18 protein-coding genes are annotated in these 17,167 nt (G+C 68.0%); 4 read left to right on the top strand and 14 right to left on the bottom strand.

Annotated elements, in window-relative coordinates:
- Positions 1 to 111 precede the first annotated feature (111 nt).
- Complete coding sequence (locus AC59JP_RS18960) at positions 112 to 516, top strand: DUF5319 domain-containing protein (protein WP_497327357.1); 405 nt, start codon at positions 112 to 114, stop codon at positions 514 to 516.
- Positions 517 to 584: 68 nt separating this feature from the next.
- Here the strand turns inward: AC59JP_RS18960 and AC59JP_RS18955 are convergent, their stop codons facing one another.
- From AC59JP_RS18955 to AC59JP_RS18940, 4 genes are all read right to left on the bottom strand, one after another.
- Entirely contained in the window at positions 585 to 1,505 is a 921-nt protein-coding gene (locus AC59JP_RS18955) for an anti-sigma-D factor RsdA (RefSeq protein ID WP_497327356.1), read from the bottom strand.
- Positions 1,498 to 2,076 carry a sigma-70 family RNA polymerase sigma factor gene (locus AC59JP_RS18950; protein ID WP_497327355.1) on the bottom strand — a complete coding sequence of 193 codons (579 nt, stop codon included), beginning with the start codon at positions 2,074 to 2,076 and terminating at the stop codon, positions 1,498 to 1,500. Before AC59JP_RS18950 ends, AC59JP_RS18955 begins: the two co-directional genes overlap by 8 nt.
- 138 nt (positions 2,077 to 2,214) lie before the next feature.
- Positions 2,215 to 3,012, bottom strand: a complete 798-nt coding sequence (locus AC59JP_RS18945) for a tetratricopeptide repeat protein (RefSeq protein WP_497327354.1) — start codon at positions 3,010 to 3,012, stop codon at positions 2,215 to 2,217.
- Positions 2,987 to 3,988 carry a MerR family transcriptional regulator gene (locus tag AC59JP_RS18940; RefSeq protein ID WP_497327353.1) on the bottom strand — a complete coding sequence of 334 codons (1,002 nt, stop codon included), beginning with the start codon at positions 3,986 to 3,988 and terminating at the stop codon, positions 2,987 to 2,989. The genes AC59JP_RS18945 and AC59JP_RS18940 overlap by 26 nt, the downstream gene beginning before the upstream one ends.
- A gap of 275 nt (positions 3,989 to 4,263) precedes the next feature.
- On the opposite strand from AC59JP_RS18940, the gene AC59JP_RS18935 reads away from it, so the two are divergent.
- The gene (locus AC59JP_RS18935; protein ID WP_188545648.1) at positions 4,264 to 4,557 is read left to right on the top strand and encodes a WhiB family transcriptional regulator; all 294 of its coding nucleotides are present in this window, start codon (positions 4,264 to 4,266) and stop codon (positions 4,555 to 4,557) included.
- A gap of 73 nt (positions 4,558 to 4,630) precedes the next feature.
- Here the strand turns inward: AC59JP_RS18935 and groL are convergent, their stop codons facing one another.
- Together groL and groES are read right to left on the bottom strand one after the other, a co-directional pair.
- A complete protein-coding gene (gene groL / locus AC59JP_RS18930; RefSeq protein WP_497327352.1) occupies positions 4,631 to 6,241 on the bottom strand; it encodes a chaperonin GroEL in 1,611 nt (536 codons plus the stop codon).
- A 91-nt stretch (positions 6,242 to 6,332) separates the two neighbouring features.
- A complete protein-coding gene (gene groES, locus AC59JP_RS18925; protein ID WP_188545650.1) occupies positions 6,333 to 6,632 on the bottom strand; it encodes a co-chaperone GroES in 300 nt (99 codons plus the stop codon).
- A 413-nt stretch (positions 6,633 to 7,045) separates the two neighbouring features.
- On the opposite strand from groES, the gene AC59JP_RS18920 reads away from it, so the two are divergent.
- Complete coding sequence (locus tag AC59JP_RS18920; RefSeq protein ID WP_497327351.1) at positions 7,046 to 8,578, top strand: Hsp70 family protein; 1,533 nt, start codon at positions 7,046 to 7,048, stop codon at positions 8,576 to 8,578.
- Between the two features lie 11 nt (positions 8,579 to 8,589).
- Here the strand turns inward: AC59JP_RS18920 and tsaD are convergent, their stop codons facing one another.
- From tsaD to AC59JP_RS18885, 7 genes are read right to left on the bottom strand one after another with little or no spacing between them, the layout of a single operon-like run.
- Positions 8,590 to 9,639: a tRNA (adenosine(37)-N6)-threonylcarbamoyltransferase complex transferase subunit TsaD gene (gene tsaD / locus AC59JP_RS18915; protein ID WP_497327350.1), complete on the bottom strand. Its 1,050-nt coding sequence runs from the start codon at positions 9,637 to 9,639 to the stop codon at positions 8,590 to 8,592.
- Positions 9,636 to 10,109: a ribosomal protein S18-alanine N-acetyltransferase gene (gene rimI, locus AC59JP_RS18910; protein WP_497327349.1), complete on the bottom strand. Its 474-nt coding sequence runs from the start codon at positions 10,107 to 10,109 to the stop codon at positions 9,636 to 9,638. Before rimI ends, tsaD begins: the two co-directional genes overlap by 4 nt.
- Complete coding sequence (tsaB, locus tag AC59JP_RS18905; RefSeq protein ID WP_497327348.1) at positions 10,106 to 10,750, bottom strand: tRNA (adenosine(37)-N6)-threonylcarbamoyltransferase complex dimerization subunit type 1 TsaB; 645 nt, start codon at positions 10,748 to 10,750, stop codon at positions 10,106 to 10,108. The genes rimI and tsaB overlap by 4 nt, the downstream gene beginning before the upstream one ends.
- A 6-nt stretch (positions 10,751 to 10,756) precedes the next feature.
- A complete protein-coding gene (tsaE, locus tag AC59JP_RS18900; protein ID WP_497327347.1) occupies positions 10,757 to 11,215 on the bottom strand; it encodes a tRNA (adenosine(37)-N6)-threonylcarbamoyltransferase complex ATPase subunit type 1 TsaE in 459 nt (152 codons plus the stop codon).
- Positions 11,208 to 12,314 carry an alpha/beta fold hydrolase gene (locus AC59JP_RS18895; RefSeq protein WP_497327346.1) on the bottom strand — a complete coding sequence of 369 codons (1,107 nt, stop codon included), beginning with the start codon at positions 12,312 to 12,314 and terminating at the stop codon, positions 11,208 to 11,210. The genes tsaE and AC59JP_RS18895 overlap by 8 nt, the downstream gene beginning before the upstream one ends.
- Entirely contained in the window at positions 12,311 to 13,462 is a 1,152-nt protein-coding gene (alr, locus tag AC59JP_RS18890) for an alanine racemase (protein WP_497327345.1), read from the bottom strand. Before alr ends, AC59JP_RS18895 begins: the two co-directional genes overlap by 4 nt.
- A gap of 2 nt (positions 13,463 to 13,464) precedes the next feature.
- Positions 13,465 to 14,877, bottom strand: a complete 1,413-nt coding sequence (locus tag AC59JP_RS18885) for an NAD(P)H-hydrate dehydratase (protein ID WP_497327344.1) — start codon at positions 14,875 to 14,877, stop codon at positions 13,465 to 13,467.
- A gap of 37 nt (positions 14,878 to 14,914) precedes the next feature.
- Between AC59JP_RS18885 and AC59JP_RS18880 the strand changes: the two genes are divergently transcribed.
- On the top strand, positions 14,915 to 15,280 hold the full coding sequence (locus tag AC59JP_RS18880) for a plastocyanin/azurin family copper-binding protein (protein WP_497327343.1): 366 nt from the start codon (positions 14,915 to 14,917) through the stop codon (positions 15,278 to 15,280).
- A gap of 8 nt (positions 15,281 to 15,288) precedes the next feature.
- Here AC59JP_RS18880 and glmS read toward each other — a convergent pair whose 3' ends face one another.
- A complete protein-coding gene (gene glmS, locus AC59JP_RS18875; protein ID WP_497327342.1) occupies positions 15,289 to 17,151 on the bottom strand; it encodes a glutamine--fructose-6-phosphate transaminase (isomerizing) in 1,863 nt (620 codons plus the stop codon).
- Between the last annotated feature and the right edge of the window lie 16 nt (positions 17,152 to 17,167).

Genomic DNA, 17,167 nt, shown 5'->3' with positions numbered 1-17,167 from the left:
CTACCCGCATATCCCGACCGGCCTCCGGCCTACCCGCACATCCCGACCGGCCTCCGGCCTACCCGCACGTAGCGCTGGCGCGGACCCACCCCCACTGCGTACCGTGGTCGTGTGCGCGATCATCTGCCTCCAGGTCTGCCGCCGGATCCGTTTGCCGGCGACCCCACCGACCCTTCGGCCGCTCTCGACGCAATCGAGCCCGGTCAGCCCCTCGACCCGCAGGAACGCCTCGCGGTCGAGGAAGACCTCGCCGACCTCGCCGTGTACGAGGCCCTGCTGGCCCACCGCGGGGTCCGCGGTCTCGTGGTGTGCTGCGAGGACTGCCAGCAGGACCACTACCACGACTGGGACATGCTGCGCGCCAACCTGCTTCAACTGCTCGTCGACGGAACAGTGCGCCCGCACGAGCCCGCCTACGATCCGGTTCCCGACACCTATGTCACATGGGACTACTGCCGCGGTTACGCCGACGCATCCATGAACGACGCACTGCAGGGCGACGGTTTCGAGTCCTGACTTTCCCGGTACAACGAAAACGACCCGCACAGATTCACTGTGCGGGTCGTTTTCGTTGTGCGCGTCGACTATTCGGTCGGACCCGCCGCGGACGACGGGGCGGCCGGGGTGGTGGTGACGACCGGTGCCTGCAACTGAGCGGACGGCTCGGATGTGGGTGCCGGCGCCTGACCCGGCAGCGGGAACGGCAGGCTGGGCAGCGGGAACGGCAGCGTGAACGACGGCAGATCCGTCGGCAGCTGAGGCAACTCGGACGGGATCGGCAGAGTCGGCAGCTGGTACGACGGCGTCGTGGTGGGCGCCGAGCCGCTGGTCGTCGGGGCCGTCGTAGTCGTGCTCGGAGCCGGCGCGGGTGCCGGGGCCGGGCTCAGCAACTTCTCCAGCTCGGCGCTCAGGCGGTTCCACCAGTCGGTCAACTGCTCGCGTTCGGAGGAATCTCCGACGTTGGGAACGGTTCGCGCGGCTTCGTCCAGCTTGACCTTGGCCGTCGACACGTCTCCGGCGGCGATCAGCTTCTCGGCATCTTGGAGGGTGGTCGTGCTGTCGACCTGCGCGACCGTCGAATCGGCCTGCTGGGTGAAGACGACTTCCTTGACCTTCCAGAGCGGGTCACCGGGCATCGCGTTGTACGAGATGGCGGTGACTCCGCCGATCACGAACGCCACGGCTGCCGCTGCTCCGGCGATCGGGCGGAGCAAACGCATCCGGCGCGCGGTCCGACTGTTGGTTTGCTGACGAGCCAGCGCTGCGTCCAACTCTGCGCACACCGCGTCGATGTCGGGGTTCTGAGGAAGGGCGGGCGACACGATCTCGGCTCGCCATTCGGCGAGCAACGAGGCCAGGCGGTATTCGTCCGCACTGTCGGTCGCGACCGGGCCGTCCCCTGCGATCGCATCGATCAGCATGTCGTCACGACGAACTGCTGCGATGTCGATCGGGCCCGTCTCGGCGTAGGGATCGAGTCCGAACCCGTTGTTTTCCCTAGCCATACTTGTCACCTGCTCCCACTACTTCGTTCTTCAGCTTCGCTATTGCCCGGTGTTGCGCCACACGTACTGCGCCGGCCGTGCTACCCACGGCGGCTGCGGTCTCTTCGGCCGACAGCCCGACAACCAACCGGAGCACCAGGATTTCTCGGTGCTTTTCCGGCAAAGTTGCCAGCAGTGCATTCATCCGGCGTCCTGCCTCCGAATCGAGAGCCATTTGTTCGGGCCCTTGATCCGTGGACATGACATCCGGTACATCTGCCATCGGCTCCGATTTGTTACGGGACGCGCTCCGATGTGCATCTGCGACCTTGTGTGCGGCAATGCCGTACACGAAAGCCATGAACGGTCGACCTTGATCCTGGTAACGAGGCAACGCCGTCATGACTGCCATGCAGACTTCCTGCGCCACATCGTCCGCCGAGAGTTGTCCTCGCTCGGCAGATCCGACCCGCGCACGGCAATACCGAACGACCACGGGACGAATGCTTTCCAGCACCAGAGAGAGAGCTCCCCGGTCGCCGGCTGCAGCTGCAGCGACGGCCGAGTCCAAACCCTCACCCGTAACAGTCATCGCCCGAAAAAGTCCCCGCGTTACAGTGGCACCACCTACGGAGCAGGCGTGCTTCCCCCGCGATCGTGATCGCGAGCGGAACAGAAACTAGGATAGCGATCCATTCCTCGCTGCAAACCGGACCGGTAGGTCCTGGAGTCATTCGCTTCGGAAAACACCGCCTCGTTGCCAAATCGTTGTGCAATACCAATCTCGGGCCCCGCTCGACGCCTCGTCTCCGAGCGCGACACCCAACATCGACGACGCCCACGCGAGCGGAAGCAAACCGTGTTCGACCGCACGGGACGTGACCGACTGCACATCGCGGACCGCGGCGGCGGTCCGTCCGGATGCCGTGTGGGCCGCGGCAACGAGAAGATCGGACTTCACGCAGTGGCGCACGGAGGTGTACTTCCGACTCAGTTCCGCCGCCGTCTCGGCGTGATCGGTGGCGCTGTCGAACCGGCCCTGCGCCAGTGCGGTCTCGGCGCGAACCCACTGCAGACGAATACGGGATCGCTGGGCGTCGCCCGCCGAGTCGAGCATCTGCTCGCATCGCGCCAGGAGCACCAGGCCACGCTCGAGGCGGCCTGCGCCGATCGAGTCGGCAGCCAGTCCGATGAGCGCGTCCGCGCGGGCCTCGACATTCCCGTGCCCTGCGCCGGCGATCTGGAGCAGGGCGCGCCCGTCGTGCACGGCCGCGGCGCGGTGCCAGCCGAGCTGCCGCCACAGCGATCCTTCGGTACTCGCCGACAACGACCGCACGATCGGGTCCGGGCTACGCCTGAGGGGCCGGAGAACAGCGCGCGCGGCGGAGTAACGACCCTGTCCGCCCAGTGCCACGGCGGCGAGCCAGGATTCGTGCGGATCGGCCACCCCGGACACCGCGTCGAGCACGACGCGGTGTCCGGGGTGTCCGCCGAAGGCGATGTCAGCTGACGGCGTCGTAGACGGCATCGAACGCCGTGTCCACTCCTCCGACGCGGGGAATCGTGCGGGGAAGGGTCTCGGGCGTCCATCCTCGGCCTGCGACGAGGATGTGCAGACCGGTGCAACGTCGTCGAATGGCACGGACCCAGGGTAGAACGCTCACTTCCCGCTCCGGCAGCCAGAAGACCAGGACGTCCGGTCGAGCGTCGACGACACTCGACACCAGCGACCCCGTTCCGACCGCTCGGGGAAGCAGCCGCACGTCCACTGCGGCCCGTGCCAGCGCCGCAGCGAGAGCGCGCATCTCGAGATCGGGTGTTTCACCCGGAGGTGACACCAGCAGCACCCGCGGCGAGTCGGTGGGAACGGGCGAGTCGACCATCGCGGTCGCCATCGCGGACGACACGCAGTAGGAGAAGGACTCGGCGCTCGTCGGCGTGGGTCCCTCCGGGCCCCCGCTCGATTCGAGCCATCGAAGCAGCGGGAGGACGACGCCCGACCACGTGTCGGGCACCCCGCGTCCGTCGATGGAGCGGTCGAGGATGCGGTGCATACACAGCGAGTCCCGCGCGAGCACCGCCTCGGCCAGCTCACGAACGTCCTCGTCGTCCGCGGTCGCGCCGAACGCACTGCTCGAATCATCTGTTTTCTTCGAATTAACAGGATGGTTCCACACGCGTTTCGGCGGCGCGATGTTATCGGCATCTGTCGAACGTGTGGCAATTGTGTTAAGTGCGTATCGCGCGGCCTCCGCCGGGGGCGCTCCGTCGCGTACCGCACGGTGCATGCATTCGAGCCGTTCGACATCGGCCGCGGTGTATCTGCGGTGATGACCGGACTCGTGTTCCGACGCCCCGATGCCGTAGCGACGCTCCCACGTCCTGAGCGTGGAGGGAGCTACACCCAATCGAAAAGCCAACGCGGAAACGGACATTCGCAGTTCGTCCGTCGCGACGACGGGCGCCGAACTCGACCCCGGGGGCGAATCGTCGGCGCTCTGCACCGGTCAATGGTCCCGTGACCCCCCGCATTTTTCAACACGTACCGCAATCACAGCAATTGTCGAAAAGAAATGTCGGCCTCGTTAAATCTTGAATCACGATCTATGCAAATCACCACCCTGAACAACTATTGACTCGATTTCCGGACACGACCTACGGTTGGTCCAGGTTCCCGAAACGTCCGCGGTCGACGACGATCCAGACGCTCGCGAACTCCCGTTTCACGGACACGGATTTTCATACGCACGCGGATTTCCACACGCACCTAGGAGTACTCATGCCTCAGCCGAACCACCTCCCGGGGCCCAACGCCGACATCTGGGACTGGCAGATGAACGGCCTGTGCCGCGGTGTCGACTCCTCGATGTTCTTTCACCCGGACGGCGAGCGCGGGCGAGCGCGGGCGCAGCGAGAAATGCGCGCCAAGGAAATGTGCCGGCGCTGCCCGGTCCTGGCTCAGTGCCGCAGCCACGCCCTGACCGTCTGCGAGCCCTACGGAATCTGGGGCGGCATGTCGGAGACCGAGCGCGAGATGCACGCACGACACAACAGGCGTCGCCTGGCCTCCTGACCCGCACGTTTCGAACACACGAAGAAAGCCCTGCCGAGAATCCTCGGCAGGGCTTTCTTCGTGCAAACAGGACTCAGTGGCTGTGACCGTGCCCGTGGTCTTCCTGAACTTCCTCGGGCTTGTCGACGACGGTGCTCTCCGTGGTCAGAATCATCTTCGCGACGGATGCGGCGTTGACGACGGCCGATCGGGTCACCTTGACGGGATCGATGACGCCGGCGGCCACCAGGTCTCCGTACTGGAGGGTGGCCGCGTCGAATCCGGTGTTGTCGCCGGCATCGACGACGGTGCCGACCACGACCGAGCCGTCGACTCCGGCGTTGCTGGCGATCCAGAACAGCGGTGCGCGCAGCGCGGTGCGGACGGCGGCCACGCCGACAGCTTCGTCACCGGTCAGACCGAGTCCGCCTTCGAGACCGCGGCTCGCGTGCACGAGGGCGGCGCCGCCTCCCGAGACGATGCCCTCCTCGACCGCTGCCTTGGCCGCGTTGACGGCATCCTCGACGCGGAACTTGCGTTCCTTGAGGTCGGTCTCGGTGGCTGCGCCGACGCGGATCACCGCGACGCCGCCGGACAGCTTGGCCAGACGCTCTTCGAGCTTCTCGCGGTCCCAATCGGAGTCGGTGGCCTCGATCTCGCGACGGAGCTGCGAGACGCGGTCCGCGATGGCCGCGTCCGTTCCGTCACCGTCGACGATGGTGGTCTCGTCCTTGCTGACGACGACGCGTCGTGCGTGGCCGAGCAGGTCCAGTCCCGCATCCTTGAGCGTGAGGCCCAGGTCGGACGTGATGACGGTGCCGGCGGTCACGACGGCGAGATCCTCGAGGAACGCCTTGCGACGATCGCCGAAGAACGGGGCCTTCACGGCGACGGCCTTGACGGTCTTGCGGATGGAGTTGACCACGAGCGTCGACAGCGATTCGCCCTCGACGTCCTCGGCGATGATGAGAACCGGCTTGCCCGACTCGGCGATCTTCTCGAGCAGCGGAAGGAAGTCCGGCAGTGAGCTGATCTTGTCGCGGTAGAGCAGCACGTACGCGTCTTCGAGGACGGCTTCCTGCGCGTCGACGTCTGTCACGAAGTACGGCGAGAGGTAGCCCTTGTCGAACTGAACGCCTTCGGTGACGACGAGTTCGGATTCCATGGTCGAGGACTCCTCGACCGTGACGACGCCGTCGGTTCCGACGCGGGTGAGCGCCTCACCGACCATCTCGCCGATGAGCTCGTCACGCGAGGACACCGTGGCCACCTGCGAGATGGCCTTCTTGCCGTCGACGGGCACGGCGGCCGAGAGCAGCGCCTCGGACACGTGATCGACGGCCTTGCTGATGCCGACGCCGAGCGCGATGGGGTTGGCACCGGCCGCGACGTTCTTCAGGCCGGCGTGGACGAGGGCCTGAGCCAGCACCGTGGCGGTGGTGGTTCCGTCGCCGGCGACGTCGTTGGTCTTGGTTGCCACGCTCTTGACGAGCTGCGCGCCCAGGTTCTCGAAAGGATCTTCGAGATCGATCTCGCGCGCGATGGACACGCCGTCGTTGGTGACAGTGGGGCCGCCGAACGCCTTGGCGAGAACCACGTGGCGGCCGCGGGGGCCGAGAGTGACCTTGACGGCGTCGGCGAGCTTGTCGACGCCCCTTTCGAGGCTGCGACGTGCAGTCTCGTTGAATTCGATTTGCTTGGACATGTCGCTTCGCACAACTCCTCGGTAAGGAAAGACTTCGGGTAGAACGCAATCCGCCCCGGGTCCGTGGACACCGGGGCGGAGGACGTACTACTTACTTGGAGATGACTGCCAGCACGTCGCGTGCGGACAGGATCAAGTACTCCTCACCGGCGTACTTGACCTCGGTGCCGCCGTACTTGCTGTAGATGACGGTGTCACCTTCTTTGACGTCGACCGGGATGCGATGGCCCTTGTCGGTCACGCGTCCCTCGCCGACGGCGACGACGGTGCCCTCCTGGGGCTTCTCCTTGGCCGTGTCGGGGATGACCAGGCCGGAGGCAGTCGTCGTCTCGGCCTCGATGGCCTGGACGAGGATCTTGTCCTCGAGCGGCTTGATGTTCACGCTCGCCACGATGAGCCCTCCACTTTCACGATTTTTCTCGGCCCCGAGGCTGGTCCTCGGATGCCTGCTGCTGTCTTGATCTGGAAGCTCCTGACCGGTTCCCGTCGTCGCGGGTGCCGGGACCCGGGTCGGTGCCATCTAGCACTCTATACATGCGAGTGCCAGCACTCAAGCATCTTCGACTGCTTGTTCGTTCCGCTGGCGGCGAACGCCCGAATCGGAGGCGACGACGCCGAATCGACTCGTTTGCGCAAGAAATTTCCAACAAATTTTTGGTGCGAAACGTACTGGTCATCCCGATTTCTGCCGCCCGAGACGTGTCGGAGCGCGAAAGAAGTCGTTACGCAACGGCACTCGACTTCGATAACATTCACGTAACGGCCGCGGGATCGACGTGGGCTTCGTCAGCGAGGGGGTGAGTGATGCGCACGACCGTAGGTATTTCGGCCGGTTCCGACGTGGTCTGCTCCGCGCTCCTCACCACCACGGCCGACGGCGTCGACACCTTCGACTACCGCACGGTCACGGCCGACGGCGCGCACGCGGACGTAGGCGACCTGGTGGCGTCGTCCATCGACATGGTCGCCATCGGCCGCGACGACGACTTCGATGACGACGACATCGATGCCGTGGCGGTCACCTACCGCTCCGAGCAGCAGGCCGACGCGATCCGAGTCGCCGCGCGCCACCACGACATCACGCTCGTGCCCGAGCTCTCGGCGGCTCTGACGTACCTGCGTCACACCGGCGAGGTGGCTCGCTACACCAATGTCGTCGTCGCGGACGTCGGAGCGTCCGGAACCAGCGTGGCCGTGGTCGACCAGGTCGACGGCACCGTCCACGTCTCGCAACGCACACACGACGTCGGCGGCAACGCGTTCGACCGTCGACTGCTCGACATCGTGGCGTCGAAGGCGACGTCGCCCGTCGACACCTCGAAGAGCGAGCGCGGCATCGTCACGGCGCGCCTGCGCACCGCCAAGGAACAGCTGTCGAGCGCGGACCGGGTCACCGTCGAGCACGTCGCCGACGAGCCCGTCACGGTCACCCGCGCGGAATTCACCTCAGCCGTCGACACCGAACTGGCCGCGCTTCGCTCCTTCCTTCGCGCCGTGGTGGACGCCTCCGGCCACACTCCGTGCGCCGTCGCACTGATCGGTGGTGGCGCACACGTGCCTGCCGTCGTCGACGCTGCCTCGGATGTGCTCGGCCTGCCGATCGTCCGTACCGGTGAGCCCGATGCAGTGCTCGCGAAAGGTGCAGCGCTGCTTGTGCGTTCGTCTCCGACCGGCGAATTCCCGGTGCATCGCTCGGTCACGCGCCCCCGAGCGGGATCGCTGCTGCGCACCCTCGGCGTCCTCGCCGCCGGCCTGACCGTCGCTGCCTTCGTGATGGCGTACGGAGTCAAGGCCGTGATGCCGACCGAAGACACTACGGTCTCCCCCGCTGCCACGGCCTCGCCCGACGCGAGCGACGCACCCGCGACGCGCACGCCCTCGGCCCAACCGACCACGGGAATCGACACGTCGAACCTCGGGCCGACCGGAAGCGGATCGGACACCTGGGCATCGACCGCCGATCCGGACTACCCGGTGACGGCCGCACCGGTGAACGACACGACCACTGCCGTCGCAACCCCCACGCCGAGTCTTCGTCCCGCGCCCGGTCTGCCGACGATCGTGCTGCCGCCGTGGTTGACCGACGTCACCGGCTTGTCGACGCGCAACCCCGGCGTTCGACCGGCGCCGACGACATCTCCCGACGTCAGCGCGACCACACCCGCTCCGACGACGACAACCCCCGAACCGACGACGACAGATCCGTCCGACGTGACGACGGCGCCCGAAACGCCGATCACCACTCCGGGGGCGACGCTCGTGTCACCCGTGCCCGTCTCACCCGTCCCGCAGGCCGAGTCGTCTGCGCCGTCCGGCACGCAGACGACCACCCGCTAGGACTCTTGCCGTCAGGCGAAGACCTGGCTGGTCGAGACGGACAGTCCCGGATCGGTCGCGGCGGACAGCGCCGAGGCTCCCGCCCCGGACGCGGCGATGTGCGCTCCCAGGGTGGCGATCATGATTCCGTTGTCCGTGCACAGGCGCGGCTTGGGCACTCGCAAGGTCACTCCGGCCGCGGCGCATCGCTCTTCCGCGAGCGCGCGGATACGCGAGTTGGCCGTGGCGCCGCCGCCGAGAACGAGGGTCTTCACACCGCGATCCTGCACTGCGCGAATCGCTTTCATGGTGAGCACGTCCGCCACCGCCTCCTGGAAGGACGCCGCCACATCGGGAATGTTCACCGGGGTTCCGGAGCGCTCGGCGGATTCGACGTAGCGAGCGACCGCGGTCTTGAGTCCGGAGAAGGAGAAGTCGTAGCGCGAGTCCCGCGGCCCCGTCATACCGCGAGGGAACGCGATCGCTGTGGGGTCCCCGGTTCGGGCGATGCTGTCGAGGACCGGACCGCCCGGGTAGCCCAATCCGAGCAACCGAGCCACCTTGTCGAACGCTTCGCCCGCCGCGTCGTCGACGGTGCTGCCCAGTTCGGTGATCGGTGCGGCGAGGTCGTCGACGTGCAGCAGGTGGGTATGACCGCCCGACACGAGCAGTGCCACGCAGGGCGGCACCGGTCCGTGCTCGAGGGTGTCGACGGCGACGTGCCCACCGAGGTGGTTGACCGCGTAGAACGGAACGCCCCACGCCGCGGCGTACGCCTTGGCCGCAGCCACGCCCACCAGCAGCGCGCCGGCAAGGCCGGGGCCGATCGTGACGGCCACGGCGTCCGGCTTGTCGATCCCGGCGGCGGCGACGGCGCGTCGCATGGTCGGCACGATGGCTTCGAGGTGCGCGCGCGAGGCGATCTCCGGCACGACTCCCCCGAACCGTGCGTGCTCGTCGACGCTCGACGCGACCTCGTCGGCCAACGCTTCGCAGGTTCCCGCGTCGGGGCCGGACTCGTGGTACCGAACGATGCCGACTCCTGTTTCGTCGCAGGAGCTTTCGATTCCCATGACGATCACGAGCCACCACCTGTCCGGCGCACCATGCTGTACGCGTCCGCTCCACTGGGCCGGTAGTAGCCCTTGCGTGTTCCCACGATCTCGAACCCCTCACGTCGATACAGCTCGATGGCCGCGTCGTTGTCGGTGCGGACCTCGAGGAACACCGGTCCGCCGTGCCGGTCCGCGACGTCCAGAAGCGCATCGAGCAGCAACCCGCCGATCCCCTGCCGCTGCACCTGCGGATCGACCCCGATGGTGTGCACCTCGGATTCGCCTGCGCCATCGGGTGATCCGAGCAGCGACACGCCGGCGTAGCCCACCGCGACACCGTCGTCACCGCGCACGACCACGTAGCGATTGTGCGGCGTGGACAATTCGGCGAGGAAGGCGTCGACCGTCCACGGATCGTCGCCCGGAAACAGGATGGTCTCGAGCTCGGCGCACCGCGGCGCGTCGGCACGGGTCATCGGCTCGACCGCGTACGTCATCGTTTCCGATCCGCCGTCGCGACGGCATCGGGACGCCGAAGATACTGCGGCACAAGCGGATCTGGAGTATCCCCACGCAACAGGGCGTCGGCGGCCAGCATGACGAGGCTGCGCGGCGACGGACTCTCCACGGGCTCGACGGGGAGATCGAAGAGATCGACGTGCTGCGGCGACCCCGCGACGGCGTCACATCCCGAGGTGTCGACGCTGCTCGGCGCGCCCACATCGGGTCCGCTGACCCGCACTCCGCCTTCGAATCGGGCCCAGTAGACCTCGCGCCGCCGTGCATCGGTGACCACCAGCAGACGTCGATCACCCGGTACCCCACCGGCGATGGCATCGAGGCTGCCGACCCCGTGCACCGGAATGCTCAGTGCGTCGGCGAAGGCGGCGGCGGTGGCCATGCCCACCCGCAGCCCGGTGAACGGACCGGGACCCGTCCCGACGACCACCGCGTCGAGATCACTGGGGGCTCGACCGGCCTCGTCGAGACACTCGAGAATGTGGGGTGTGAGGACCTCCGCGTGCAACCGGGCATCGACGGTGACGCGCGACGCGACGGTGTGCGATCCGCCGTCCTCGAGGAGCACCAGACCGGCGGTGACCGCAGGCGTGGACGTGTCGACGGCAAGAACAAGCACGGTGAATCAGGCTACCCAACGCCAGGTGGCGCTCCGGACGTCGGACTCGGGCAGGCGCCGCAGCGTGACGAGCAGATGACGGTCGACGAGGGTCTCGGCCAGCCCCTCGCCCCATTCGACCACCACGACCGAGTCGGTGAGGTCGGTGTCGAGGTCGAGGGCGTCGAGCTCGTCGAGCGGTGAACCCCCGGTGGTGCCGAGGCGGTACGCGTCGACGTGCACCAAGCCGACGGACGTGCCTCCCGCCGGACGCTCGCCCGGTGCGTGGGTGCGCGCAATCATGAACGTCGGCGAGGTGACTCGGCCGCGGACACCGAGGCCGCGCGCGATGCCGCGGGTCAGCGCTGTCTTTCCGGCTCCCAGTGGACCGTCCAGAACGACGAGATCGCCGGCGCTCAATTGCTGCGCCAACGACTCGCCGAGTGCCTCCGTGTCCTCGACGGTGGGCAGGGTGAGTTCAGCCAACGGTGCGCCTCCTCGGATCCGCCGCACCGCGACGCGATCCAGGTCCGTGGTGGGCGCGGGCGCGAGAGACGAGCCGATCGATCGCGTCGTTCACCTCGGATGCGAACTCGAGCTGCACGAGATGCCCACCCCGGCGGACGCGGACGATCTCCGCCAGCGGCAACCCGTCGGCCAATTCCTCGGACTTGCGGAACGGAATGACCCAGTCGTCGTCACCGCACAGCACGAGCGCGGGGGTGTCCACCAGGACCGCAAGCGAATCCGTCTCGTCGTGCAACTCCAAGGACTTCAGGAAGTTGACCATCGTCACCACGGACATGTCGTTGATCATCGACTCCGAGAACTGCACAAGCGCAGGGCTCACGTCGGTTCCGTACGACGCGGCGAGCAGCACCGGCGAGATCAGCGAACGCACCACTCCTCGGCCGAACTGGACGACGCCGGGCGCGGTCCGCACCGCGAGGCGGAAGGCGTCGACAGCCGGGTTCTCGAGGTTGCGCCCGAGACCGGTCTGCGCCAGACCGGCCGCCGTGGTCGACAGCAGCCCGACGCCGACGACCCGCTCGGCGAACAGATCCGGAAACTGCCCGGCGGCGGCCAGCACGGTCATGCCGCCCATGGAGTGCCCGACGATCACAACCGGACCCGTCGGCGCCACCGCTCGGATGACGGCGGCCAGATCGGCGCCGAGTTGAGTGATGGTGCACGACTGCGCGCGGCCGCGACCGGACCGACCGTGTCCTCTCTGGTCGTAGAACACCATGCGAACGTCCTGGCCCCACCGATGCTCGAGTTCGCGGCGCTGAAAGTGCCAGCTCTCCATCCGCAAGCAGTACCCGTGCACGAACACCACCGTCAGCGGCGCCTTCTTCGGACCGACTTCGCGGACCGCCAGCGGGACACCGTCGTCGGCCGCGACGATGCTGCCCCGGTCGACGTTCATCAGCGTGAAGTCCTCGCGCATCAACGGATCCGGGCCGCGACGACGCACGGAGCGCCGCAGCGCGGTCACCCCGGCCGCCGCACCGACCGCAGCAACGCTCGCCACACCACCGATCAGTCCCGCCCAGTTGCTCCCCGACCGGCCGCCGTCCGTCACGACGCGCCTCCGACGTAGGTGCGTTCGACCCGCCCGCGGACACCCGTGACCACCTCGTAGTGGATGGTGCCGAGCGCATCCGCCCACTCCTGAGCGTGCGGCTCGCCGGCGTCACCGGGCCCGAAGAGGTAGGCCTCGTCTCCCTCGCGGACGTCGGTGGGGCCCGGCCCCAGGTTGACCATGATCTGGTCCATGCAGACGCGGCCCACACTCGGGTAACGAACTCCGTTCACCGTCACGTCGAATTTGCCGGTCAGGGTGCGCGGCACTCCGTCGGCGTATCCCACGGGGACCAGTGCCACGGTGGTGTCGATCGGTGCGACCCACAGATGCCCGTACGACACGCCCTCCCCCGCCGCCACCGGTTTGACCAGTGCCACACGCGCTTTGAGCGTCATGGCGGGGCGCAGGCCGAACGTACCGAGGGCGGGAACGGGTGAGAGGCCGTACAGAGCGATGCCGGGACGCACCATGTCGTAGCGCAGGTCCGGACGAGTCAGCGCGGCGGCCGAGTTGGCCAGGTGCAACACGGTCGGTTCGAGGCCGACTCGCCGCGCCCGCGCGATTGCATCGTCGAACCGCGCCTTCTGCGCATCGTTGACGGGGTGATCCGGAACGTCCGAGCACGCGAGGTGCGAGAACAGCGCCCGCAAGGTCACCGAGCCCTCGGCGACGGCGGAGGCCAGCTCCGCGTAGAGAGCATCGAGCTCGGTGGGACCGACGCCGTTGCGGTTCAACCCGGTGTCGACCTTGACCGACACCGTCGCCGTCGTGCCCACGCGGCGCGCCGCGGCGACGATCGCTTGGAGGTGGGTGTGCGAGGAGATGCCGAGCTCGACGCCGGCGCGGACCGCCGCGTCGAAATCGGTGTCCACCGAATGCAACCAGGCCAGAACGGGAGCATCGATTCCCGCGCGACGCAATGTGAGTGCCTCGGCGACGGTGGTCACCCCGAGCTCGGAGACGCCGGCGGCCAGCGCGGCACGTGCAACTTCGACGGCCCCGTGGTTGTAGCCGTCGGCTTTGACCACGGCCATCACCGCGGCGCCGGCGGCCGCCTCGACCAGGATCCGGGCATTGTGGGCGATCGCAGCGGTGTCGATCTGCGCCTCGGCCTGCGGACGGCGGGTCGTCTGAGCAAGGTCCACGGCTACCGATTGTGCCTCAGCGACCTGATGGCCGGGCGCACGGCCTGCAGCAGGGGGCTTGCCGAGACGGGTGCGCCGTCCGCGGCGAGAGCGGCCGCCACCGCGTGGGCGCGCGCAGCGGCCGCCGCGGCGGTTCTCGGCTGCAGACCCGCCGCGAGCAGGGCGCCGAGCATTCCCGACAGGACGTCCCCGGACCCGGCGGTCGACGCCCAGGAGGATCCCGCATCGTTCACGCTGACCTGTCCGTCCGGGTCCGCAACGACGGTCGCTCGCCCTTTCAGCAGCACCGTGACACCCCAGTCCGCGGCCAACCGGCGCGTCGCGGCGATTCGGTCGGGGTCGGGCGACGACCCCGTCAGTCGCTCGAACTCGCCGGCGTGCGGCGTCAGCACGGTCGTTGCCGCTCGACCTCGAACCAGATCCGGGTGCTCGGCCAGCAGAGTAAGCCCGTCGGCGTCGACGAGTACCGGCACGTCCGTCGCCAGGACCGATCGGAGCGTCCCCAGAGCCTGCGCGTCGGTACCGGCACCGGGACCCATCACCCATGCCTGCACGCGGCCGGCGTCCTCGAAGTTCTCGGTGGCGACGACCTCGGGCCAGTGCGCCAGCACGTCGTGGCGTCCTGTCCCGACGTACCGCACCATGCCGGACGTCGCCGTGGTCGCCGCCCCGACGCACAGCACCGCCGCGCCGGGAAAGACGTCGCTCCCGGCCACGATGCCGACGACGCCCTGGGTGTACTTGTCGTCGTTCGGCCCGGGGACGGGCCACAGCGCGCCGACCTCGTCGTCGGTGAACGCGGTGATCGTCGACGGGGCCAGGTCGAGACCGATGGGCACCAGAACCGTTCGGCCACAACGATCGCCGGCGAGAACATGAACCGGCTTGAGTGCTCCGAAGGTCACCGTGACCGCGGCGGTGACCGCCGGTCCGTCGACGGCGCCGGTGTCGGGGTCCACGCCCGACGGAAGGTCCACGGCCACGATGGGAGCGGTGATCTCGTCGACCCGGCGGGCCGCGTCGGGCCGAAGCGAACCGCGTCCGGACAGTCCGACGATCGCGTCCACGACGAGGTCCGGTGAGGTCAATTCGGCGACGACGCGGCCACCCGCCCGCCGGTACGCCGCGAGCCCCGCCGGGTGCGCTCGATCGGGTGCGAGGAGCACCGCGTCCACGGCGACACCGCGGCGCCGCAACGCCGCTCCCGCCCAGAGCGCATCGCCGCCGTTGTCTCCCGAGCCGACGAGCATTCCGACTCGCCGTCCGTTCACTCCGCCTGCGACGGAACGCAATTCGGATGCGATCACTGCCGCCAAACCGTGTGCGGCGCGGCGCATCGGCACCCCCTCGGGGAGCGCGTCGATCAGCGGCGCCTCCGCGGCGCGGACCTCGTCGGCGGTGTAGTAGTTCAGCACACAGTCACGCTAGAGGAAGCGGCGCTACTGTGGAGAAATGCACCGCCGTCTCCTACCGATGCTGGCGGTGGCCTCACTGGCCCTGACCGTCACCGCATGCTCCGAATCATCGTCCGCGCAGGCGGAGAAGCCGTCCGGCCCCAACGTGGTCACCGTGTCGAACATGACCTACTCACCGGGTTCGGTCACGATCGACGCAGGCGAGACCGTCACCTGGTTCTTCGACGATCGCGGGGTGGCCCACAACGTGATCGGCGAGGGCAACGCGTCGTCGTTGATTCACAGCCCGTTGATCTCCTCCGGGCAGTTCAGCGCGACGTTCCCCGACCCCGGCACGTACAACTACGTCTGCACCGTCCACCCCGACATGACCGGCGTGGTCATCGTCCGGCCCGTCGGCTGAGCGTCGACCTATTCGACGGTGACCGACTTGGCCAGGTTTCGGGGCTTGTCGACGTCGTACCCACGGGCCTGCGCAACTTCCGCCGCGAACACCTGAAGCGGAACGGTCGAGAGCAACGGCTGAAAGAGCGTTGGCGCAGAGGGTATTTCGATGAGGTGGTCGGCGAAGGGACGCACTGCCTCGTCGCCCTCCTCCGCGATGACGACCGTCCGCGCACCACGAGCCTGAATTTCGCGAATGTTGCTCAGCAGCTTGGAATGCAGCACCGCCCGGCCCTTCGGTGAGGGCATCACGATGATCACCGGAAGACCGTCCTCGATGAGGGCGATCGGTCCGTGCTTGAGCTCGCCCGCAGCGAAGCCCTCCGCATGCATGTACGCGAGTTCCTTCAGCTTGAGCGCGCCTTCGAGCGCCACCGGGTAGCCGACGTGCCTGCCCAGGAACAGGACCGTGGGCGACGACGCGAGCTCACGCGCCAGCGCACGCACCGGCTCGACGGATTCGAGCACGCGCTCGACCATCGCGGGCATGGCCTCGAGGTCGGCGTACTCGCGGGCCACCTCGTCCGGGTACTTCGTGCCGCGCGCCTGCGCCAGCGCCAGTCCCACCAGGAAGTTCGCCGTGACCTGAGCCAGGAACGCCTTGGTGGACGCGACGCCGATCTCCGGTCCCGCTCGCGTGTAGAGAACGGCGTCCGCCTCGCGCGGGATCTGCGCGCCGTTGGTGTTGCAGACGGCCAGCACGCGCGCCTTCTGGTCCTTCGCGTGGCGCACGGCCTCGAGCGTGTCGGCCGTCTCGCCCGACTGCGAGATCGCGACGACGAGGGTCGAGCGGTCCAGGACCGGGTCGCGGTAGCGGAACTCGCTCGCCAGCTCGACCTCGACGGGCAGCCGGGTCCAGTGCTCGATCGCGTACTTCGCCAGCAGCCCCGAGTGGTAGGCGCTTCCGCACGCGACCACGAAGACCTTGTCGACGTCGCGCAGTTCCTGATCGGACAACCGCTGCTCGTCCAGGACGATCTTGCCGCCGGTGAAGTGTCCGAGGAGCGTGTCGGCGACGGCCGTCGGCTGCTCCTGGATCTCCTTGAGCATGAAGTAGTCGTGGCCGCCCTTCTCGGCAGCCGCGAGGTCCCAGTCGATGCGGAACGGGCGCCCCTCGGCCGGGGTGCCGTCGAAGTTCATGATGTCGTAGCCGGCCGAGGTGATCACCACGACCTGATCCTGACCGAGCTCCACCGCGTCGCGGGTGTGCTCGATGAAGGCCGCGACGTCGGATCCCACGAACATCTCGTTCTCACCGACGCCGACGACGAGCGGGGTCGAACGCCGCGCCGCGACGATGGTATCCGGATGATCCGAGTGCGTGAACACCAGGGTGAACGCGCCGTCGAGTCGCTGCAGAACCGACAGCGCACTGGCGACGAAATCACCGGCGGTCGGCCCGTCCGCGTAGGCGCGCGCGACAAGGTGCACGGCTGCTTCGGTATCGGTGTCGGAGGTGAATTCGACACCCGCGGCTTCGAGTTCGGCGCGCAGCGGGGCGAAGTTCTCGATGATGCCGTTGTGCACGACGGACACCGCGCCGCTGACGTCGCGATGCGGGTGCGCGTTGCGGTCGGTGGGTCGTCCGTGGGTGGCCCAGCGGGTATGGCCCATGCCGGAGGTGCCGGTGAAGGTCTCGCGTCCGATCTCGTCGAGTTCCGCTTCCAGATTGGCGAGCCGACCTGCCTTGCGCTCGACGGCCGTATGACCCGAACCGTCCAGAATGGCGACCCCGGCGGAGTCGTATCCGCGGTACTCCATCCGCCGCAGCGCCTCCACAACGACTGGCAGTGCTTGCCGATGGCCGACGTACCCGACGATTCCACACATGCGCGTCAGCCTACTG

It is taken from the genome of Rhodococcus sp. 320_ES, assembly GCF_059691855.1.
This window is presented reverse-complemented; position numbering and strand designations above follow the sequence as displayed.